The following is a 20,922-nucleotide window of genomic DNA, read 5'->3' as shown; positions in this document are numbered from 1 at the left end:
CGTCGCCCTCATGGCCCTCATCGCCCTCGGCGGGCTGGGGCCCTCGGTGGCCCGGGTGCCCGGCTCACGCGAGCAGGGCGGCCTCATGGCCCTGGATCAGGAGCCGGACTTGCGCTTGTTCCATACGTCGAAGCCGACCGCGGCGAGCAGCGCGAGCCCCTTGATGACCTGCTGCCAGTCCGTGCCGACGCTCAGCAGGTTCATGCCGTTGTTGAGGACGCCGAGGACGAGGCCGCCGATGATGGCGCCGAGGACCGTGCCGACGCCGCCGCTCATCGAGGCGCCGCCGATGAACGACGAGGCGATGGCCTCCAGTTCGAAGTTGAGGCCGGCCTTCGGCGAGGCCGCGTTCAGCCGGGCCGCGACGACGAGCCCGGCGAGCGCCGCGAGGACGCCCATGTTGAGGAAGACCAGGAACGTGACCTTCTTGTCCTTGACGCCCGACAGCTTCGCCGCGGGCAGGTTCCCGCCGATGGCGTAGATGTGCCGCCCGAAGACCGCGTTGCGCATGACGTAGCCGTAGCCGACGACGAGCGCGCCGAGGATGAGCAGCACGATCGGGGCGCCCTCGTAACTGGCGAGGAGCAGCGTCACGACGAGGATCGCGGCGACGATCGCCACGAGCTTCAGCAGGAACAGGTTGCGCGGCACGACCTGGAGCGCGAACTCCTGCTCGCGGCGGCGGTCCCGTACCTCCTGCGCCACCACGAAGACCGCGAGCGCGAGCCCGAGCAGCAGCGTGATGTTGTGGTAGTTGGTGTGCGGGCCGACCTCCGGCAGGAAGCCGTTGCCCATCTTCTGCAGCCCGTCGGGGAACGGGCCGAGCGTCTGCCCTTCGAGGAAGATCTCCGTGAGCCCCCGGAACAGCAGCATCCCGGCGAGCGTCACGATGAACGACGGTATGCCGAGATACGCGATGAGGAAGCCCTGCACCGACCCCGCGACCGCCCCCACCAGCAGTGACAGGACGAGCGCGACGGGCCACGCCACCCCGTGCTGCACGGTGAGCACCGCGGCGAACGCGCCGACGAACGCGGTGAGCGAGCCCACCGACAGATCGATGTGCCCCGCGATGATCACCAGCATCATGCCGATGGCGAGGATCAGGATGTAGCTGTTCTGGAGGACGAGGTTGGAGACGTTGCGCGGCAGCAGCAGGTCGCCGTCCGTCCACACCGCGAACAGGGCGACGATCAGCCCGAGCGCGATGATCATGCCGTACTGGCGCATGTTGCGGCGCAGCCCGCCGAGCACCAGGCCCAGCAGCCCGCCGCCCGCGCCGCCGCCCGGGGGCGCGGACGCCGGACTCGTGTCGGTCACATCGGTGCTCATCGGCCCACCTCTTCGTCCCTGAAGTCCTTGGTCATCCGGCGCATCAGCGCCTCCTGCGTGGCCTCGGCGCGCGGCACCTCGCCGGTCAGCCGGCCGGCGGCCATGGTGTAGATGCGGTCACACATGCCGAGCAGTTCGGGCAGCTCGGAGGAGATGAAGACGACGGCCTTGCCCTGCGCCGCCAACCGGTCGATGACCGTGTAGATCTCGTACTTGGCGCCTACGTCGATGCCGCGCGTCGGCTCGTCCAGGATCAGCACATCGGGTCCCGCGAAGATCCACTTGCTGAGGACGACCTTCTGCTGATTGCCGCCGGACAGCTTGCCCACCGGCTCGAACACCGTCGGCGCCTTGATGTTCATCGACGTCCGGTACCCCTCGGCGACCTGCCGCTCGGTGTGCTCGTCCACGAGCCCGCGCCGGGCGACCTTGGACAGAGCGGTCAGCGAGATGTTGCGGTTGATGGTGTCGATGAGGTTCAGCCCGTAGTGCTTGCGGTCCTCGGTGACGTACGCGATGCCGTGCCCGACCGCCTCCGCGACCGTCTTCGTACGGATCTCCCTGCCGTCCTTGAGGACCGTGCCGCCCGCGTAGCGGCCGTAGGCGCGCCCGAAGACGCTCATCGCCAGCTCCGTGCGGCCCGCGCCCATCAGCCCCGCGATGCCGACGATCTCGCCGCGCCGCACCTCGATCGACACGTCGTCGACGACCTTGCGCTGCTGGTCGATGGGGTGGCGCACGGTCCAGCCGCGGATCTCGAGGGCGGGCGCCACGCCTTCCTCGGGGTGGTGCGGGGAGCGCTCGGGGAAGCGGTGGTCGAGGTCGCGGCCGACCATCCCCGAGATGATCCGGTCCTCGGTCGTGCCCGGCGCCTTCACGTCCAGCGTCTCGATGGAGCGTCCGTCGCGCAGGATGGTGACGGAGTCGGCGACGCGCCGGATCTCGTTCAGCTTGTGCGAGATGATGATCGAGGTGATGCCCTGCGCCTTCAACTCCAGGATGAGATCGAGGAGTTTGCCGCTGTCCTCGTCGTTCAGGGCGGCCGTCGGCTCGTCCAGGATGAGCAGCTTCACCTCCTTCGACAGGGCCTTGGCGATCTCCACGAGCTGCTGCTTGCCGACGCCGATGTCCGCGACGCGCGTCTCGGGGTGGTCGTCGAGCCCGACGCGGCGCAGCAGGGCGCTGGCGTGCCGCAAGGTGTCCCGCCAGTTGATGAGGCCCCGCCGGGCGTGCTCATTGCCGAGGAAGATGTTCTCCGCGAGGGAGAGGAACGGCACGAGCGCCAGTTCCTGGTGGATGATGACGATGCCGCGCTGCTCGCTGGCGCGGATGTCCTTGAACCGGCAGACCTCTCCCTCGAAGAGGATCTCGCCCTCGTAACTTCCGTGCGGGTGCACGCCGGAGAGCACCTTCATCAAGGTGGACTTGCCGGCGCCGTTCTCCCCGCAGATGGCGTGGACCTCGCCCGCGCGGACCGTCAGGGTGACGTCCGACAGTGCTTTCACACCGGGAAAGGTCTTCACGATCGAACGCATTTCCAGGACGGGTCCCGCCATGGTCGCGCCTCCCCTTCAGTAGCCGCCGCCGGTGGTCACTTCAGCTCGCCCTCGGTGTAGTAGCCGTCGTCGACGAGGACCTGCCGGTAGTTGCTCTTGTCGACGCTGACCGGCTTGAGGAGGTAGGCGGGCACGACCTTGGCACCGTTGTCATAGGTCTTGGTGTCGTTGACCTCGGGCTTCTTGCCCTTCAGCTCGGCGTCGACCATGTTCGCGGCGACCTTGGCGAGCTGCCGGGTGTCCTTGTAGACGGTCTGCGTCTGCTGCCCCGCGATGATCGACTTCACGGAGGCCAGCTCGGCGTCCTGCCCGGTGATCACGGGGAGCGGCTTGGCGCCCTTGCCGTAGTTGTCGGACTTCAGCGCCGACAGGATGCCGATGGAGATCCCGTCGTACGGCGACAGCACGGCGTCCACCTTCGCCGTCTTGTACGACTTGGTGAGGATGTCATCCATGCGCTTCTGCGCGGTCGCGCCGTCCCAGCGCAGGGTGGTGACCTGGTTGAGCGCGGTCTGCCCGGACCGTACGACGAGCTTCTTCTTGTCGATGTACGGCTTGAGCACGCTCATCGCGCCGTCGAAGAAGTAGCGGGTGTTGTTGTCGTCGTTGGAGCCGGCGAACAGCTCGATGTTGAAGGGGCCCTTGCCGTCCTTCAGGCCGAGCTTGTCGACGATGTAACCGGCTTGCAGCTCACCGACCTTGGTGTTGTCGAAGGACGCGTAGTAGTCGACGTTCTTCGTGCCGAGGATCAGCCGGTCGTAGGCGATGACGGGGATCTTGGCGTCGGCGGCCTGCTGGAGCACGTTGTTCAGGGACTTGTTGTCGATGGCCGCGACGACCAGCGCCTTCACGCCCTGCGTGATCAGGTTCTCGATCTGGGAGACCTGCTGGTCGGGGTCGTCCTCGCCGTACACCAGCTTGGTCTTGTAGCCGTGCGAGCGCAGGTTCTTGACGACGTTCTTGCCGTCGGCGATCCAGCGCTCGGACGACTTGGTCGGCATGGCGATGCCGATCGTGCCGCCCTTGGCGCTGCCGCCCTTCTCTTCGCTGCCGCCCGAGCCGCTCTGGCCGCAGGCGGCGAGGGTCAGGGAGAGGGACGCGGTGGCTGCCAGTGCGGCGAATGCGGTTCGGCGGTTACGCATGGTCATCATCCTCGATGTCCTCGGGTGGGGTGGGGGCGTGCTGCGCGATGGCTGATGTGCCGTCAAATCCCGTGCTGTGTGCGGGATTTGTACGAGAGTTCTTGGTGAAGTGCGTCGGATTCTGTGCGGGCTTGTGGGATTCGGGGAAGCGGTGGGTGCGGAACGTTATGCGGTCGTGTCGAAGCGGCGCAGCGGGCCCGGCAGCCGTGAGCCGAGCGGCGACATCCCGGAGTCGGCGCCGTGCCGGGCGAGCAGATCCAGGGCGAGCCGGCCCCGGCGCACCCGCTCCCGGGCGGTGCTCAGGGTGAGGTCGCGCAGATGGGCGCCGTACGGATAGATGCCGGGCGCCTTGGCAAGACCGAACTTCAGATACAACGGCGCTCCTCTGCGCACGAGTTCGGCGATCTCGTACATGCGGACGTAACCGCCGAGGTCGTCGGGCGCCTCCACGTACAGGTCCATCGGCGCCGCCGACACGCGCCGGATCTCGGTGAGGTGCTGGGGCGTCAGATCGCTGGGCACGTTCAGCGAGTCCGCGCCGAGCCGCTCGTAGACGGCGTACGCGGCCGGGTTCACGGGCCCGATCAGCGCGGAGACCTTGAGCGTGGTGTCGGCGGGGAGGGCGCCGGCGGCGCGAGCCCGGTGCAGGGACCAGAGCACGCCCTCGTCGGCCACGAGCAGACACTTGACGCCCAACTCCGTGGCCCGTACGGCGTCTTCGACGCAGCCGGCGACCGCGTCGTGGCCCCGGGCGCGCAGGCCGGCGCCGCCGGAGTCGGTGCGTACGGAGGCGCCGGTGTCCCAGGTGCCGCGCGGGCCGGTGAACAGGCACAGCTCGATGTCGCGCTCGGCGGTCGCCGCCACCATCTCCGCGATCTCCTCGTCGCGGAGCATCCATACGCCGCTGCCCTGGCTGATGCGGTGCACGGGGACGTCCAGGCGGGCGGTCTCCTCGAGCACGACCGCGAGTGCCTCGGGGCCTTCGACGGACGGGATCTCCACGCGCCAGGTGCCGCCGTCGGGGAAGGTGTGCGGGGAGGTGTCGGCGGGGGTGGGGGTGGGGGTCGGCAGGCCGAGGCGGGTGAGGAGGGGTTCGCCGGGCGGGCGGGGGGTTTTGGCGTCGGTCGGCATGCGGGGAGTCCTTTGCGGGTGTTTTGGTGGGCCGGGGTTCGATATTTCGGACGGGGTTCGGGGTTTTGGGTGGGTGGGGGTGTTCGGTCGGGGTTCGTCGGCTGCGGGTTCGTCGTGGCTGGTGGCGCAGTTCCCCGCGCCCCTGAGGTGGCGGCCCCTTCGGGCGGGTTCTTCGGCCTCGACTCGCGTCGTGGCTGGTCGCGCAGTTCCCCGCGCCCCTGGGTGGGTGGGTGGCTCCGGCCGGTGGGTTTCCTCGACTTTCGTCGTGGTTGCTCGCGCAGTTCCCCGCGCCGCTGTCGGGGCGACTGCGTCGCCGCCTCCACCGGGGGAAGCAGGGGCGAAGCCCCGCTTCCCTCTGGGGGAAGCTGCACGGAGTGCATGCTTCAGGGGCGCGGGGAACTGCGCGAGAAGCCCCACCGGGCCGCAGGCAAGGACCCACGGGCAGGCCCACTCACCTAGGGGCGCGGGGAACTGCGCGAGCAGCCACGACGGACCCGCAGGTAAGGGCCCACCGGCAGGCCCACGCACCCAGGGGCGCGGGGAACTGGGCGACCGGCCCCAGCCCACCCGCAGGTGACCGGCGACCGAGAGCCCCCGCCCGCTAAGGCCGTAGCAAGACCTTCCCGACCCCCGGGTCCCCGGAGCCGACAAGGCTCATCGCCTCCGAGAACCGCCCGAGCGGAAGCTCATGCGTGACCAACGGCAGAGGATCGATCAACCCCGCCGCGAACATCCGCACCGCATGAGCCCAAGCCCCCGCCCCCGCCCCGAACACCGTCCGCACCTCCAGTTGCCGCACCACGAGATCCGTCGGGTCGAGCCCCTGCGCCCCCGGAGCCGGGATACCGGTGAGGACAAGACGCCCGCCGCGCCGAAGCAACGCCGCCGAGGCCCGCGCGGTACCGGCCGCACCCGCCGCCTCCACGACCACGTCGAAGTCACCGGGGAGCCCCGGATCACCGCTCCACCGAAAGTCCGTAGCCCCGAACTCCCGCGCCAGCGCAGCGCGTTCCGCCCCGGCGCCGACCACGAGGAGTTCCGCCGGGGCGCTCGCCGCGAGGAACTGCACGGCGAGCATCCCGAGCGTGCCCGTGCCGACGACGGCCACCCGGTCACCGGGCCGCACCGCCGCCTTCAACGCCGCCGCCGCCACGCACGCGGCCGGTTCGAGCAGCACGGCGGCCGTCAGATCGGCGGTGTCGGGCAGGACGTGCAACAACCGCGCGGGGAGCGTCACCGTGGGGGCCATCGCCCCCGGCAGCGTGAAGCCCGTCTCCTCGTACCCGGCGTCGCACAGCGTCGGCTCCCCGGCGTGACAGCGCGCGCACACCTGGCAGTTGCGGAAGCCCTGGCCGACGACCTTCCGCCCGACGAGCGCGTCCGGCACCCCCTCTCCGGCCGACTCGACGACCCCGGACCACTCATGACCGGGCGTCAGCGGATAACGGACGTACGCGGGCGGCCTGTTGCCGGTCCACACCTCGCGGTCGCTGCCGCAGACGCCGACCGCGTGCACCCGTACCCGGGCCTCACCGGGCGCCGGCGCGGCGGTCTCGTGCGGGACGAGCCGGTGCCGGCCGGGGCCGTCGACGAGGACCGCGAGGGGCGCGGTCACCGCGTGCCGCCCTTCGGCTGCCGCTTCTCCCAGCCCTCCGCCCACAGGTCGAACCGCGCCTGCTGCTGCGGGAAATCGGCCGCCGCGTCCACGTCCAGTTCGACCCCGAGCCCCGGCGCGTGCGACAGCTCGAAGCAGCCCGTCTCCGGGTCCACCTGCGGCGCACCCTTGACGACGCTCTTGATGTCGGCGTCCGCGAAGTCGTTGAAGTGCTCCAGAATCTTGAAGTTCGGTGTGCTGAAGCCGACTTGGAGGGAGGCGGCGGTCAGGACGGAACCGCCCACGTTGTGCGGGGCGACCAGCATGTAGTGCGTCTCGGCGGTCGCGGCGAGCTTGCGCGTCTCCCAGATCCCGCCGAGGTGGCCGACGTCCGGCTGGATGATGTCGACGGCCTGGCTCTCGAACAGCTCCCGGAACTCGATGCGGTCGTGGATCCGTTCGCCCGTCGCCACCGGGATGTCCACCTTCGCCGCGACCTTCTCCAGGGCTTTCAGGTTCTCCGGCGGCACCGGCTCCTCCAGCCACGCCGGGCGGAACGGCGCCAGTTCCCGCGCCAGCCGCACCGCCGTCGAGGGCGAGAACCGGCCGTGCATCTCCAGCATCAGCTCCGCGTCCGGCCCGATGGCGTCCCGTACGGCCTCGATCAACGACACGGCGTACAAGGTCTGTTGCTGGTCCAGCTCGAAGTGCCCGGTGCCGAACGGGTCGATCTTCAGCGCCCGGTACCCGCGCTCCATGACCCCGCGCGCGGCCTTGTGGTACGCCTCGGGCGTGCGCTCGGTCGTGTACCAGCCGTTGGCGTACGCCTTCACCCGGTCGGTGACCTTGCCGCCGAGCAACTGCCACACCGGGACGCCGAGCGCCTTGCCCTTGATGTCCCAGCAGGCCATCTCGATCACGGCGATGCCGGACATGACGATCTCGCCGGCCCGCCCGTAGTCGCCGTACTTCATCCGGCGCACCAGATCCTCGACGGCGAACGGATCAGAGCCGGTGATGTGATTGGCCGCCGCCTCCTTCAGATATCCGACGTGCGCGTCGGTGCGGCCCAGCATCCGGGTCTCGCCGACGCCCGTGACGCCCTCGTCGGTGTGCACCTGGACGTAGGTCAGATTCCGCCACGGCGTCCCGACGACATGCGTGCTGATTCCCGTGATGCGCAAGGCAGTTGCCCCCTGTGCCGTTCGAAATTTCGTCACACGTTCGAAATGCTGGCGTGACAGTAGAAGCAGCCCCGGAGGGTGTCAATGGCCCGGGAGCGAACGGGTTCCGGCTGCCCTCAAGGGCCCTGCTCCGACACCGGTACGGCAGGGGTACGTACGGTGACCTCTCGGACACCGAAGCGGGCCAGGGGCGGGTGAGTCGGGCGGGCCGGGATGGTTCGGTGGGGGCGGTGGGCCGGCCGGGTCAGTCCCGGCCGAGCATGCGGCGCAGCATCCCCCGGAAGGCGACCCGCTCCTTCTCGGAGAGCCCCGCCAGCGGCTCGCGCGCGAAGTCGAGCGAGTCCCGCAGGGCGCGCGCGACCTGTCGGCCCGCGTCCGTCGGCGCCGCCACCTTGACGCGCCGGTCGCCCGGCGAGGGCAGCCGCTCGACCAGGCCGCGCGTCTCCAGGCGGTCGACGATGCCCGTCACGTTCGACGGCTCGCACTTCAGGCGTTGCGCGACCTGCCGCATCGGCAGCGGTTCGAGCGCCAGCAGGCCGAGCACGCGAGCCTGCGCCCCGGTCAGTCCGTGCCGGGCCGCGGCCTCCTCGTACTCCTGGTGGTAGCGCGCGACGACCTCCCCGATCAGCTCGACGACCTCAAGCGTGAGCGGGTCCGAGCGGCGCGGACGGGTGGTGGTCATGCCTCCAGCGTACCCATTTACTTGACACTATGAAATATCAAGGCGCATGGTTGTTTCAGTACATGAAATATCTGTCCCCTCTGCATCCGAAGGGCCTCCGCATGTCCGCCGACACCCCCCAGACCTCCGAGACGATCCCCGCGACCGGGCGCGAGTGGGTTCTGCTCAGCCGCCCGGTCGGCTGGCCGAAGCCCGAGGACTTCGAGCTGCGCGAGGCGCCCGTCACCGCCCCGGGCCCCGGCCAGGTCCTCGTCCGTAACCTCTATGTCTCGGTCGACCCCTACATGCGCGGCCGGATGAGCGCCGCCAAGTCGTACGTCGCCCCGTACGAGCTGGGCAAGGCCATGCAGGGCGGCGCGGTCGGCGTCGTCATCGCCTCGAACGACGAGGGCGTCGCCGTCGGCGACCACGTCCTGCACTTCTTCGGCTGGCGCGAGTACGCGACCTTCGACGCCAAGCAGGCCGTCAAGGTCGACCCCGAGGCCGCGCCGCTCTCCACGTACCTCGGCGTCCTCGGCATGACGGGCCTGACCGCGTACGCGGGTCTGCTGCGCACCCTGTCCTTCAAGGAGGGCGACAGCGTCTTCGTCTCCGGCGCGGCCGGCGCGGTCGGCGGGCAGGTCGGACAGATCGCCAAGCTGAAGGGCGCCTCCCGCGTCATCGGCTCGGCCGGCTCGGACGAGAAGGTCAAGCTGCTCCTGGAGGAGTACGGCTTCGACGCCGCGTTCAACTACAAGACCGGCGACGTGCACACGCTGCTGAAGGACGCGGCCCCCGACGGCGTCGACTGCTACTTCGACAACGTCGGCGGCGACCACCTCGAAGCCGCCATCGCCCGCCTGAACCGCGACGGCCGCATCGCCATCTGCGGCGCGATCTCCGTCTACAACAGCACGGAGCCGGCCCCCGGCCCGCGCAACCTCGCGCGCCTGATCCAGACGCGCGGCCGCATCGAGGGCTTCCTCGTCGGCGACCACTACGACCTCCAGCCGCAGTTCGTGCAGGAGGTCGGCGCCTGGGTCCGCTCCGGCGAGCTGAAGTACCGCGAGACGTTCGTCGACGGCATCGAGAACAACCTGGAGGCGTTCCTCGGCGTCCTGCGCGGCGACAACACCGGCAAGATGGTCGTCCGCCTCGACAAGTGACCCCCGCCTCCGCGCGCCGGTCCTGACGTCTTGCCGCCGGTCCTCACGTCTTGCCCCGCGCCTTCGTGACCCCCGTCACATGCATTCCTTCCGGCATTCGATAGCCTCATTCCACTGTACGGATATGAGTCTCCGCGTGCCGGAAGAGTGCACGCATGGAACGCGAAGGAGCACGGGCATGGCCATCACGCAGTCCGACGTCGTCTACACCGCCGTAGCCACCGCCGAGAACGGCCGTGACGGCCGCGTCGCCACCGACGACGGCAAGCTCGACGTCGTCGTCAACCCGCCGAAGGAGCAGGGCGGTTCCGGCGCCGGCACCAACCCGGAGCAGCTTTTCGCCGCCGGCTACAGCGCCTGCTTCCAGGGCGCCCTCGCCGTCGTCGCCCGCCAGGAGAACGCGGACGTCTCCGGTTCGACCGTCACCGCCAAGGTCGGCATCGGCAAGAACGACGAGGGCTTCGGCCTGATCGTCGAGATCGCCGCCTCCATCCCGAACGTGGACGCGGCCACCGCCAAGTCCCTGGTCGAGAAGGCCCATCAGGTCTGCCCGTACTCCAAGGCGACCCGCGGCAACATCACGGTCACGCTCTCCGTCTGAGCCCCGTCCTGAGCCCGATGCCCGTCCCGTAAGGTTTGCGCCATGCGTGATCTCGGGGCGGGCTTCGGCTATTTGTTGAAGGGGCAGCGCTGGGTTGCCCAGCACGGAAAGAAGTACGGCTGGAGCCTGCTGCCCGGCCTGATCACCCTCGTCCTGTACGCGGCGGCGCTCGTCTGCCTCGCGCTGTGGGGCGACGACTTCGTCACCTGGTCCACGCCCTTCGCCGACGACTGGTCCGCGCCCTGGGACGGCCTCTTCCGCGGCTTCCTGACCGTGGTCCTCTTCGCGCTCGCGCTGCTGCTGGCCGTCCTCACCTTCACCGCCGTGACCCTGCTCATCGGGCAGCCCTTCTACGAGGCGCTCTCCGAGCAGGTCGACATCGCCGAGGGCGGTCACGCCCCCGAGTCCGGGCTCTCGCTCTGGCGGGACCTGTGGATCTCCGCTCGCGACAGCCTGCGGATCCTCGTGCGGGCGGGGCTGTGGGGGGTGCTGCTGTTCGCCCTCGGCTTCCTGCCGTTCGTCGGGCAGACCGTCATCCCCGTGCTCGGCTTCTTCGTCACCGGCTTCTTCCTCACCGAGGAACTGACCGCTGTCGCCCTCCAGCGCCGCGGGGTCGAACTCCGGGAACGGCTCGCCCTGTTGCGCTCCCGCCGCGGTCTCGCCTGGGGCTTCGGCGCGCCGCTCGCGGTGGCGTTCCTCGTCCCGTTCGTCGCGGTGTTCCTGATGCCGGGGGCGGTGGCCGGAGCGACGCTCATGGTCCGCGAACTCCGGCCGGAGGGGGCGGGTGCGGGGGAGCGGGGGGCGCCGGGTGCGTCGGGTGCGGGGGTGCCGGGTGCTCCGGGTTCAGGGGCTCCGGGTGCCGGTGGTTCGGGTACGGGGGCGTCGGGCTCGGATGCGCCGGGTACGGGGGTGCCGGCTGCTCCGGGTACGGGTTTCGGGCCCCCGCCGGAGGGGTTCGGGCCGCCCCCGCCGAGGTCCGGTGCCGCCGAACGCCCCGCACGAGGGGACGCCTCCGCGTGAAGACCCTCAACCTCGCCGTCCTCTTCCTCATCGAACTGGTCGCCCTCGGTGCCGTCGGCGCGTACGGCTTCACCCGCGACCTCTCGGCCCCGCTCGCCTGGCTGGCGGGCCTCGCCGGGCTCGCGGTGATGATCACGACATGGGCGCTGTTCGGCTCCCCGAAGGCCCGCTTCAAGGTGCGGGGCGCGGGTCGCGTCGCCTTCGAGGTCGTCTGGTTCGGCGCGGGGGTCGTGGCGCTCGCCGCGTCCGGCGCGTATGTCTGGGCCGGTGTCTTCGCCGCCGTCTGCGTGCTGAGCAAGGCGCTGGCGGTGCGCTGGAACCAGTGACGCCGGGGTCCGGGCCGGCCCGGAGTCGACCGGCGCCCTCCTGCCCTCAGTCCCCGGCCGCACCGGCGTCCGACTCCCCGCCGCCGCCCAGCAGTTCCAGGAAGTCGCGGAACGCCGCCGGCATGTCCACCCTCTCCGGGTCCAGCAACCACTGGTACTGGAGTCCGTCCATCACCGCCACGAGCAGCGGCGCCGCCCGCTCCGGTGTGAGCCCGCCCGGCAAGCGCTCCCCGTACTCGGCGCGCAGCACCTGAGCCATCGACTCCCGTACGCCCCCGTACCGCCGGGAGAAGAAGTCCCGCGCCGGATGCCCCTCGGTGACGGACTCCCCGAGCAGTGCCGAGAAGGTCTGCACGATCCCCGGCCGCATCGCGTTGTACTCCACCAGTGACCCCAGCAGATCGAGCCGCAGCCTGCTCTCCGGTATCGCGTCCCACTGGTCCCGCTCCGCGAGGACCGCCACGAGCAGCGTCTCCTTCGTGGGGAAGTGGTGCATCAGGCCCTGCTGCGTCAGCCCCACCCGCTCCGCGACGGCGGCCAGGCTCGCGCCCCGGTAGCCGCGCTCGGCGATCACCTCGAACGCCGCGCGCAGGATCTCGGCCCGGCGCCCCTCGCTCCTCGCGGTCCTGGTGCTGCTCATGCCGTCACCGTACGACACGGCACTGACACCCGGGCCTCTGAAAGTAACGGCAAGATAACAAAACCTACCGTGTGCCAGGTAGCGGGTGCACGATGGAGGCGCCCCACCGGCCCCGGACCCGGGACCCCGACCCCGGCCCGGACGCGAACACCTCGACGAGGAGGCCCCGCATGGCGCCCCAGGCAGACGGCACCACCCCCACCAGCGGCGACACCCCCGGCACCGCCCGCCCAGACCTCGCCGGCCCCGCCCTCACCCGCCCCGGCACCGCCCGCGACCGCACTCCCGGCGACGCGGCTCGCGAGGCGGTCGTCGAGGCCGCGCTCGGGAAACTGGACCTCGACGCCAAGGCCCGTCTGCTCGGCGGTCAGGACATGTGGTCGCTGCCCGCGCTCCCCGAGATCGGCCTGCGGTCCCTCGTCATGTCCGACGGCCCGATCGGCGTGCGCGGCGTGCGCTGGACCGCCGACGACCCCTCGATCGCGCTGCCGTCCCCGACCGCGCTCGCCGCCACCTGGGACCCCGCCCTCGCCCGCCGCGCCGGCACCCTGCTCGCCCAGGAGGCCCGCCGCAAGAACGTCGACGTCCTGCTCGCCCCCACGGTGAACCTCCACCGCTCCCCGCTGGGCGGTCGGCACTTCGAGGCGTACAGCGAGGACCCGTACCTGACCGGCGCCATCGGCAGCGGTTACGTACAGGGCGTGCAGTCCGGCGGAGTCGGCACCACCGTCAAGCACTTCGTCGCCAACGACGCCGAGACCGACCGCTTCACCGTCGACAACCGGGTCGGCGAACGCGCCCTGCGCGAGCTGTACCTCGCCCCCTTCGAAGCCATCGTCGAGCACGCCCACCCCTGGGGCATCATGACCGCGTACAACACGGTCAACGGCACGACCATGACCGAACACCGCCACCTCGTGAACGACGTCCTGCGCGACACCTGGGGCTTCGACGGCGTCAACGTCTCCGACTGGATGGCCGCCCGCTCCACCACCGGCGACATCAAGGGCGGCCTCGACATCGCCATGCCCGGCCCGCGCACCGTCTACGGCCCGGCGCTCGCCGCCGCCGTCCGCGCGGGCGAGGTCGAGGAGGCCGACGTCGACGCCGCCGTGCTCAACGTGCTGCGGCTCGCCGCCCGCGTCGGCGCCCTCGACGGTGCCGAACCCGTCGTCCCCGCCGCCGCCCTCCCCGCCACCGTCGACGGCCGCGCCCTCGCCCGCGAAGTCGCCCGCCGCTCCTTCGTCCTCGTCCGCAACACCGGCCTGCTGCCGCTGCGCCCCGACGCCCGTATCGCGCTCATCGGCGCCGCCGCCCGCGACGCCCGCGTCCTCGGCGGGGGCTCCGCCACCGTCTTCCCCGACCGCGTCGTCTCCCCGCTCGACGGCCTGCGCGCCGCCGCGCCGCACCTCACGTACGCCGTCGGCGCCGACCCCAGCGACGAACTCGCCGCCGCCGGTCCGGGCTTCACCCTGCGCGCCGTCTGCCGCGACGCGGATGGCACGGTCATCGGCGAGGGCAGCCTGCCCGGCGGCCAGGTGCAGTGGATGGGCGACGACCTGCCCGCCGGCGTCACCCACGAGGCCCTGCACAGCGTCGAGATCACCGGTACCTTCACCCCGCGCGAGAGCGGCGAACACGTCTTCGGCACCCGCGGCCTCGGCGCCTTCACCCTCACCGTCGACGGCACGGTCCATTACGACGGTGTCCAGGGCATGGGCGACGAGTCCGACCCCTTCGGCGCGTTCTTCGGGGCGCCCGAGGAACGCGCCCGCGTCGCCCTCACCGCCGGCGAGCCCGTCGACATCTCCCTGCACCACCCCCTCGCGTCCTCCGCGGCGCCGCTGCCCGCCGTCGTCTTCAGCCTCCTGCACCTCGGCCCGCGCCGTGACCCCGACGAACTCATCGCCGAAGCCGCCGAGGCCGCCCGCGCCGCCGAGGTCGCCGTCGTCGTGGTCGCCACCACCGAGAGCGTCGAGTCCGAGGGCTTCGACCGCACCGACCTGCGCCTGCCCGGCCGCCAGGACGACCTCGTGCGGGCCGTCGCCGCCGCCAACCCGCGCACGGTCGTCGTCGTCAACTCCGGCTCCCCGGTGGAACTCCCGTGGCGCGACGACGTCGCCGCCGTCCTGCTGAGCTGGTTCCCCGGCCAGGAGGGCGGCGACGCGCTCGCCGACGTCCTGCTCGGCGCCGAGGAACCCGGCGGCAGGCTCCCCACCACCTGGGGCGCCCTCGCCGACGCCCCCGTCACCGAGGTCACCCCCACCGACGGCCGCCTCGACTACGCCGAGAGCGTCTTCATCGGCTACCGCGCCTGGGACCGCTCCGGCGCCACCCCCGCCTACCCCTTCGGCCACGGCCTCGGCTACACCGACTGGGCGTACGAGTCCGTCGAGGTCACCGGCACGACCGCCACCGGCACGGCCGTCGCCACGGTCCGCGTCCGCAACACCGGTGACCGCCCCGGCCGCGAGACCGTCCAGCTCTACGTCTCCCCGGCCGAGCCGGACGCCGACCGCCCCGCCCGCTGGCTCGCCGGCTTCGCGCAGGTCACGGCGGGCCCGGGCGAGAGCGCCGAGGCGGTCGTCGAACTCCCGCGCCGCGCCTTCGAGACGTGGGACGAGACCACCGGCGCCTGGACCCACCGCGCGGGCCGCTACGAACTGACCGCCGGCCGCTCCCTCACCGACGCCCGCGTCACCACGCCCCTCACGGTCTGACCCCGCCTCCGCCCGCCCACGGGCCCCGCCCACCCACAAGGTCCAGGGGCTTGCGGCGCCGAGTGGAGACACGGCGACGCGAGCCCCCGGGGGTCCGCGAGCCCCGGGGCCTGCGAGCCCTGGGGTCCGCGAGCCCTGGGGCCTGCGAGCCGCTGGGGCCTGCGTGCCCCCGTGTCCGCGAGCCCGGCGTGTCCCGAAGAGGAGGCCCTACGGGCGGACGCCGAACCCGTACACCGTCTCCGAGCGGAACACCTCGCCCGGTCTGAGTACCGTGCTCGGGAACTCCGGCCGGTTCGGCGAGTCCGGGAAGTGCTGGGTCTCCAGCGCGATCCCGGCACCCGGCGCGAACGGCACCGCCGCGTCGAAGTGATCCCCCGTATACAACTGGAGCCCCGGCTCCGTCGTCGCCACCGTCACCACCCGCCCCGAACCCGGGTGGTACAGCTCCGCCACCGGCACAGCCACCTCGCTCACCCCCTTGTCCAGTACGTAGTTGTGGTCGTAGCCCGGGCCCACCGTCCGCGCCCGCCGCAGGTCGAACCGCGTCCCCGTCACGTCCGCCAGCTCACCGGTCGGGATCAACTCCTCGTCCACCGCGGTGATCCGCCCGGCGTCGACCCGCACCTCATGCGCCCCGACCGCGGCCCCCGCCCCGGGCCCGCCGAGATTCCAGTAGGTGTGATTGGTCAGGTTCACGACGGTCGCCGCGTCCGTGACCGCCTCGTACGAGATCCGCAGCGCGCCGCCCGCCTCCAACGCGTACGTCACCGCGACCGTCAGCCGCCCCGGGAACCCCTCCTCGCCGTCCGGCGAGACCCGGCTCAGGCGCACCGCGTGCTCGCCGGCCTCCTCCGCGGTCCACACCCGCTTGTCGAAGCCGCGCCCACCGCCATGCAGCGTGTTCCCCCCGTTGTTCCGGGGCAGCCGGTGGGTCTGCCCGTCCAGCGTGAACCGGCCGCCGCCGATCCGGTTCGCGTACCGCCCGCACAGCGCGCCCAGGTACGGCTCCGGGTATGCGAGACAGTCGTCCAGGCCGGGGAAGCCGAGCACGACGTCCGCGACCACGCCGTCCCGGTCGGGCACCTCGACGCGGCTCACGATCCCGCCGTACGTCAACACGCCCACCCGCACGCCGTCCCGCTGGAGGAACAGCCGGTGGACGGGCGTGCCCTCGGGCCGCTCGGCGTCGCCGGGGAGGGTGCCGAAGAGTTCGCTGCGCATGATCGAGACCCTACGCCGGGCCACTGACAATCCCGGCTCGCGCCCGTCAGCGCCGGGGACTCAGGGGGCTCAGGGCAAGCTCAGTCCTCGGGGGAGGTGACGCCCCGGTAGGCGAGGGAGGCGATCCGCGCCTGCCCGTCCCGGCTCGGATGGAACCAGTCCCACTGGCTCAACTGCCGCTCTCCGAACCGGTACCCGAACACCGCGCCCCCGTCGTAACGGCACCGCTTCGTCTTCGCGCACACGTCCTTGAGCACGTCGTTGTACTCCACGACCCGCGCCTGCACCGAGGCCCGCCGCTGCGTCGCCGTGGGATCCATCGCGTCCGGGTCGGCCAGCATCGACGAGCAGATGCCGAGCTTCCAGACCTCCTTGCCCAGCGCGTTCCCCCGGCCCTCGGACCAGAGCCGGTGCAGGTTCGGCACGCTCATCACGTACACCTGCGCCTTGGGCGCCGCACTGCGCAACCGCCGCATCGACGCCTCGAAGTCGGCCCGGAACCGCGCCACCGGCGTCATCGCGGCCGGCGTCGTGCGGCACGCGTCGTTGGCGCCGACCATGACCGTCACCAGATCCGGCCGCTCCGCCGCCGCCCGCGCCATCTGCGCCGGCAGATCGGACATCCGGGCGCCCGTGCGCGCGTAGTTCCAACTGTGCGTCCGCGCCCGCTCACGGCCCAGCAACCGCACCGCCAGGCTCTTGACCCCGGCGTCCGTCCCCGTCGCCCACGACACCTCCGGGCAGTCCGCGAGGACGCCGCACGCGTCGAAGCCCCGGGTGATCGAATCGCCCACGGCGGCGACCGAACGCGGGCTCGTGTCCCACGCCGGACTGGGCTTCGGCGACGGCTTCGCCGCGGCGCTGGAACCGCGGGCCCCGGGGGAGTCACCACCGGACGCGTCACAGGCGCTCAGGCCCCCGACCCCGAGCAGCACCGCCGCCACGGCCCCCGCGCCGAAACGCGCGGTACGCCCCCGATGGCTCGGCTTGCGCATCCCCAGGTCCCCTCTCGTGCGCCCCGGCGGGTGAAAGGTAGGTGTTTGTCTGCCCCCGGACCGACAGTACGTCACACTCCTTGGACCGCTGCGCGATAGCCTCGCCCCAGGGTCCCCGGTCGACCCGGTGAGGCCCCGCTGTACCGGTTCCGCTAAATTACAACACGTCAGATGTGTCCCTTTTTGTCTGTACCTTTTCGGTTCGGGCAGGGGAAAGAAGGCTCGGCACGGGCGCGAGGCCGCTGGGGAAGGCGAACCTCGTCCCACACTGGAGGTCCCGGTGACGACACGTGGAGTTCTGTACGTGCACTCCGCGCCGCGCGCGCTGTGCCCGCACGTCGAATGGGCGGTAGCGGGCGTGCTAGGCGCGCGCGTCAGCCTCGACTGGATCCGGCAGCCCGCGGCGCCGGGCACCTGGAGATCCGAGTTCTCCTGGCGCGGCGAGGCGGGCACGGCCGCCAAACTCGCCTCCGCGCTGCGCGGCTGGCAGCTCCTGCGCTTCGAGGTGACCGCGGAGCCCTGCGCCTCCGCCGAGGGCGAGCGCTACAGCGCCACCCCCGAACTCGGCATCTTCCACGCCGTCACGGGCGTCCACGGCGACATCCTCATCCCCGAGGACCGGCTGCGCGCCGCGCTGGCCCGCTCGCAGAGCGGCGAGACGAACCTGGAGTCCGAGGTGGCCCGTCTGCTCGGCAAGCCCTGGGACGACGAACTGGAGCCCTTCCGCTACGCCGGCGAGGGCGCCCCCGTCCGCTGGCTCCACCAGGTGGTCTGACCCCGGAGCCGTCCGCAGAGGGCGGCCCGAGGAACGAGAGGGGCCCGCCCGGAAGTCTCCGGACGGGCCCCTGTCACGCTCGGGGAGCGGTGTGGCTCGGGCGGGCCGTCAGATGGTCCTGAAAGCCAGGACGACGTTGTGCCCACCGAAGCCGAACGAGTCGTTCAGCGCGGCGATCCGGCCCTCGACGGGCAGCTTGCGCGCCTCGCCCCGGACGATGTCCGCGGCGGCCTCGGCCTCCGGGTCCAGGTTCTCCACGTTGATGGTCGGCGGAGCGACCCGGTGGTACAGCGCGAGGATCGACGCGACACTCTCCACGCCGCCCGCACCGCCGAGCAGATGCCCGGTCATGGACTTCGTCGCGGAGACCGCGAAGTGGTCCGCCTCGTCGCCGAACACCTTGCGCAGCGCCTTCAGCTCCGCCACGTCACCGGCAGGCGTCGACGTCGCGTGCGCGTTGACGTGCACGATCTCCGCCGGGTCCAGGTCGGTGCCGGCCAGCAGGTTCTGCAGGGCGTGCGCGATGCCGCGGCCCTCGGGCTCGGGCTGCACGATGTCGTGGCTGTCGGCGGAGATGCCCTGGCCGACGGCCTCCACGTAGACGCGGGCGCCGCGCTCGGCGGCGTGCTCGGCGGACTCCAGCACGATGACGCCGGCACCCTCACCGAGGACGAAGCCGTCCCGGGCGGTGTCGTAGGGGCGCGAGGCACCCTGCGGGTCGTCGTTGTTCTTGGACATCGCCATCATGTTGCCGAACGCGGCGATGGGCAGCGGGTGGATCGCCGCCTCGGTGCCGCCGCAGACGACGACGTCGGCGCGGCCGGTGCGGATCATCTCGATGCCGTAGCCGATGGCCTCGGCGCCGGAGGCGCACGCGGAGACCGGCGTGTGCACACCCGCGCGGGCGTTCACGGCCAGGCCCACGTTGGCCGAGGGGCCGTTGGGCATCAGCATCGGGACGGTGTGCGGGGAGACGCGGCGAACGCCCTTCTCCTTCAGCACGTCGTACTGGTCGAGCAGCGTGGTCACGCCACCGATACCGGACGCGATGACGGCGCCCAGACGGTCGGGGTCGACGTTCGGGTCCTCGCCGGCCTTGTCGGTGAAACCGGCGTCGGCCCAGGCTTCCTTGGCGGCGATCAGCGCGAACTGCGCGGAGCGGTCCAGCTTGCGGGCCTGCGGACGAGGAATGACCTCGCCCGGCTCCACGGCGACCGGAGCGGCGATGCGGACGGCCTGCTCGGCGGCCCACTCCTGCTCCAGGGGCTTGACGCCGGAACGTCCGGCGACCAGGCCCTCCCAGGTGGATGTCACGTCGCCACCCAGCGGTGTGGTTGCGCCGATACCGGTGACGACCACGGTGCGATTGGTCGAGCTCACAGGAATTCTTTCTCCAACGGATGCGAGGGATTCAGCGGCGCCACCGCCGGGTGGCGGAGCGACTGACCTCAAGGTCGTGAGCTGGTGGCTCAGGCCTGGTGGTCGAGGATGTACTGCGTGGCGTCGCCGACGGTCTTGAGGTTCTTGACGTCGTCGTCCGGGATCTTCACGTCGAAGCGCTCTTCGGCGGCGACGACGACCTCGACCATGGACAGCGAGTCGACGTCCAGGTCATCGGTGAAGGACTTGTCCAGCTTGACGTCCTCGGTGGGGATCCCGGCGATCTCGTTCACGATCTCGGCGAGACCGGCGACGATCTCTTCCTGAGTGGCGGCCATGTCGGCGCTCCTTCGGTGTGTATCCAGAGGGTGTGGCGCCCGCCGCGTCAGCGGCAGGTGGTGATTCCGTACGGACCGGGTGATCCGGACGGTGATGCCTAGGGGAGAGTAACGACCGTGGCGGCGTACACGAGACCCGCCCCGAAGCCGATGACGAGCGCGGTGTCGCCGCTCTTCGCCTCACCGGTCGCCAGGAGCCGCTCCATAGCGAGCGGGATCGAGGCGGCCGAGGTGTTGCCGGTGGTGCGCACATCGCGGGCGACCGTGACGTGCTCCGGCAGTTTCAGAGTCTTCACCATCGAGTCGATGATCCGCTCGTTGGCCTGGTGAGGGATGAAGACGTCCAGGTCGTCCGGGGTGACACCGGCCGCGTCCAGCGCCTGCTGGGCGACCTTCGCCATCTCGAACACGGCCCAGCGGAACACCGCCTGGCCCTCCTGCGTGATCGCAGGGAACTTGATGTTGCCGTGGGAGTCCAGCGGAAGCTGCGCGACATCCCCGACACGGTACGTGTCCCAGGGCACCGTCTGCTTGATCGTGCCGGCCTTGTCGCCCTCGGAGCCCCACACGGTGGGGCCGATCGCGGGCTCCTTGGACGGACCGACGATCACGGCGCCGGCGCCGTCACCGAACAGGAAGGCCGTCGCGCGGTCCTCCAGGTCGGTCAGGTCCGACAGCCGCTCCACGCCGATGACCAGCACGTACTCCGCGCTGCCCTCGACGACCATGCCCTTGGCGAGCGTCAGCCCGTACCCGAACCCGGCACAGCCCGCCGAGATGTCGAACGCGGCGGCCTTCTGCGTACCCAGCTTGTCCGCGATCTCCGTGGCGATGGCCGGCGTCTGCGCGAAGTGCGAGACCGTCGACACGACCACGGCGCCGATCTGCTCGGGCCGGATCCCCGCGTCGGCGATGGCCTTGCCGGACGCCTCGACCGACATCATCGCCACGGTCTCTTCGTCGTTGGCCCAGTGCCGCGTGGCGATGCCGGAGCGCGAGCGGATCCACTCGTCGGACGAGTCGATCTTCTCGAGGATCACCTCGTTCGGCACGACCCGCGTCGGCCGGTAGCCACCCACCCCGAGAACGCGCGCGTACGGGGCGCCCTTGCTGGGCTTGATCTTCGACATGCTGCTCGGA

19 protein-coding genes are annotated in these 20,922 nt (G+C 71.3%); 6 read left to right on the top strand and 13 right to left on the bottom strand.

Annotated features, from left to right (window positions below; genetic code table 11):
- Positions 1–96 precede the first annotated feature (96 nt).
- From mmsB to ACZ7LY_RS04385, 7 genes are all read right to left on the bottom strand, one after another.
- The gene (mmsB, locus tag ACZ7LY_RS04415; protein ID WP_471622997.1) at positions 97–1,332 is read right to left on the bottom strand and encodes a multiple monosaccharide ABC transporter permease; all 1,236 of its coding nucleotides are present in this window, start codon (positions 1,330–1,332) and stop codon (positions 97–99) included.
- Complete coding sequence (mmsA, locus tag ACZ7LY_RS04410; RefSeq protein ID WP_471622996.1) at positions 1,329–2,888, bottom strand: multiple monosaccharide ABC transporter ATP-binding protein; 1,560 nt, start codon at positions 2,886–2,888, stop codon at positions 1,329–1,331. Before mmsA ends, mmsB begins: the two co-directional genes overlap by 4 nt.
- A 35-nt stretch (positions 2,889–2,923) precedes the next feature.
- Entirely contained in the window at positions 2,924–4,030 is a 1,107-nt protein-coding gene (chvE, locus tag ACZ7LY_RS04405) for a multiple monosaccharide ABC transporter substrate-binding protein (RefSeq protein WP_471622995.1), read from the bottom strand.
- A 165-nt stretch (positions 4,031–4,195) separates the two neighbouring features.
- Positions 4,196–5,161 carry a hypothetical protein gene (locus ACZ7LY_RS04400; protein WP_471622994.1) on the bottom strand — a complete coding sequence of 322 codons (966 nt, stop codon included), beginning with the start codon at positions 5,159–5,161 and terminating at the stop codon, positions 4,196–4,198.
- 601 nt (positions 5,162–5,762) lie between these two features.
- Positions 5,763–6,776 (bottom strand): zinc-dependent alcohol dehydrogenase, encoded by a 1,014-nt coding sequence (locus ACZ7LY_RS04395; RefSeq protein WP_471622993.1) that lies wholly within the window; start codon positions 6,774–6,776, stop codon positions 5,763–5,765.
- Complete coding sequence (locus ACZ7LY_RS04390) at positions 6,773–7,939, bottom strand: mandelate racemase/muconate lactonizing enzyme family protein (protein ID WP_471622992.1); 1,167 nt, start codon at positions 7,937–7,939, stop codon at positions 6,773–6,775. The genes ACZ7LY_RS04395 and ACZ7LY_RS04390 overlap by 4 nt, the downstream gene beginning before the upstream one ends.
- Positions 7,940–8,183: 244 nt before the next feature.
- On the bottom strand, positions 8,184–8,621 hold the full coding sequence (locus ACZ7LY_RS04385; RefSeq protein WP_471622991.1) for a MarR family winged helix-turn-helix transcriptional regulator: 438 nt from the start codon (positions 8,619–8,621) through the stop codon (positions 8,184–8,186).
- A 101-nt stretch (positions 8,622–8,722) separates the two neighbouring features.
- Here ACZ7LY_RS04385 and ACZ7LY_RS04380 point away from each other — a divergent pair, with 101 nt between their 5' ends.
- The 4 genes from ACZ7LY_RS04380 to ACZ7LY_RS04365 all read left to right on the top strand — a co-directional run bounded on the left by ACZ7LY_RS04380 (position 8,723) and on the right by ACZ7LY_RS04365 (position 11,713).
- Positions 8,723–9,766, top strand: coding sequence for an NADP-dependent oxidoreductase (locus ACZ7LY_RS04380; RefSeq protein WP_471622990.1), 1,044 nt, complete (start codon positions 8,723–8,725; stop codon positions 9,764–9,766).
- 178 nt (positions 9,767–9,944) lie between these two features.
- Positions 9,945–10,367: an organic hydroperoxide resistance protein gene (locus ACZ7LY_RS04375; protein ID WP_471622989.1), complete on the top strand. Its 423-nt coding sequence runs from the start codon at positions 9,945–9,947 to the stop codon at positions 10,365–10,367.
- A gap of 42 nt (positions 10,368–10,409) precedes the next feature.
- The gene (locus tag ACZ7LY_RS04370; protein ID WP_471622988.1) at positions 10,410–11,387 is read left to right on the top strand and encodes an EI24 domain-containing protein; all 978 of its coding nucleotides are present in this window, start codon (positions 10,410–10,412) and stop codon (positions 11,385–11,387) included.
- Entirely contained in the window at positions 11,384–11,713 is a 330-nt protein-coding gene (locus tag ACZ7LY_RS04365; RefSeq protein ID WP_471622987.1) for a YrdB family protein, read from the top strand. Before ACZ7LY_RS04370 ends, ACZ7LY_RS04365 begins: the two co-directional genes overlap by 4 nt.
- Positions 11,714–11,759: 46 nt before the next feature.
- On the opposite strand, the gene ACZ7LY_RS04360 is transcribed toward ACZ7LY_RS04365, so the two are convergent.
- A complete protein-coding gene (locus tag ACZ7LY_RS04360; protein ID WP_471622986.1) occupies positions 11,760–12,371 on the bottom strand; it encodes a TetR/AcrR family transcriptional regulator in 612 nt (203 codons plus the stop codon).
- A gap of 152 nt (positions 12,372–12,523) precedes the next feature.
- On the opposite strand from ACZ7LY_RS04360, the gene ACZ7LY_RS04355 reads away from it, so the two are divergent.
- A complete protein-coding gene (locus ACZ7LY_RS04355; RefSeq protein WP_471622985.1) occupies positions 12,524–15,073 on the top strand; it encodes a beta-glucosidase H in 2,550 nt (849 codons plus the stop codon).
- Positions 15,074–15,280: 207 nt separating this feature from the next.
- Here ACZ7LY_RS04355 and ACZ7LY_RS04350 read toward each other — a convergent pair whose 3' ends face one another.
- Together ACZ7LY_RS04350 and ACZ7LY_RS04345 are read right to left on the bottom strand one after the other, a co-directional pair.
- Positions 15,281–16,294, bottom strand: coding sequence for an aldose epimerase family protein (locus ACZ7LY_RS04350; RefSeq protein ID WP_471622984.1), 1,014 nt, complete (start codon positions 16,292–16,294; stop codon positions 15,281–15,283).
- An 80-nt stretch (positions 16,295–16,374) separates the two neighbouring features.
- On the bottom strand, positions 16,375–17,289 hold the full coding sequence (locus ACZ7LY_RS04345) for an SGNH/GDSL hydrolase family protein (protein WP_471622983.1): 915 nt from the start codon (positions 17,287–17,289) through the stop codon (positions 16,375–16,377).
- 280 nt (positions 17,290–17,569) lie between these two features.
- Here ACZ7LY_RS04345 and ACZ7LY_RS04340 point away from each other — a divergent pair, with 280 nt between their 5' ends.
- Entirely contained in the window at positions 17,570–18,064 is a 495-nt protein-coding gene (locus ACZ7LY_RS04340; protein WP_471622982.1) for a DUF3145 domain-containing protein, read from the top strand.
- Between the two features lie 108 nt (positions 18,065–18,172).
- On the opposite strand, the gene ACZ7LY_RS04335 is transcribed toward ACZ7LY_RS04340, so the two are convergent.
- The 3 genes from ACZ7LY_RS04335 to ACZ7LY_RS04325 all read right to left on the bottom strand — a co-directional run bounded on the left by ACZ7LY_RS04335 (position 18,173) and on the right by ACZ7LY_RS04325 (position 20,912).
- On the bottom strand, positions 18,173–19,444 hold the full coding sequence (locus ACZ7LY_RS04335; RefSeq protein ID WP_471622981.1) for a beta-ketoacyl-[acyl-carrier-protein] synthase family protein: 1,272 nt from the start codon (positions 19,442–19,444) through the stop codon (positions 18,173–18,175).
- A gap of 89 nt (positions 19,445–19,533) precedes the next feature.
- A complete protein-coding gene (locus ACZ7LY_RS04330; protein WP_471622980.1) occupies positions 19,534–19,782 on the bottom strand; it encodes an acyl carrier protein in 249 nt (82 codons plus the stop codon).
- A gap of 98 nt (positions 19,783–19,880) precedes the next feature.
- On the bottom strand, positions 19,881–20,912 hold the full coding sequence (locus ACZ7LY_RS04325; RefSeq protein WP_471622979.1) for a beta-ketoacyl-ACP synthase 3: 1,032 nt from the start codon (positions 20,910–20,912) through the stop codon (positions 19,881–19,883).
- Between the last annotated feature and the right edge of the window lie 10 nt (positions 20,913–20,922).

The sequence above is a fragment of the Streptomyces sp. NPDC107550 genome, from assembly GCF_055639095.1.
This window is presented reverse-complemented; position numbering and strand designations above follow the sequence as displayed.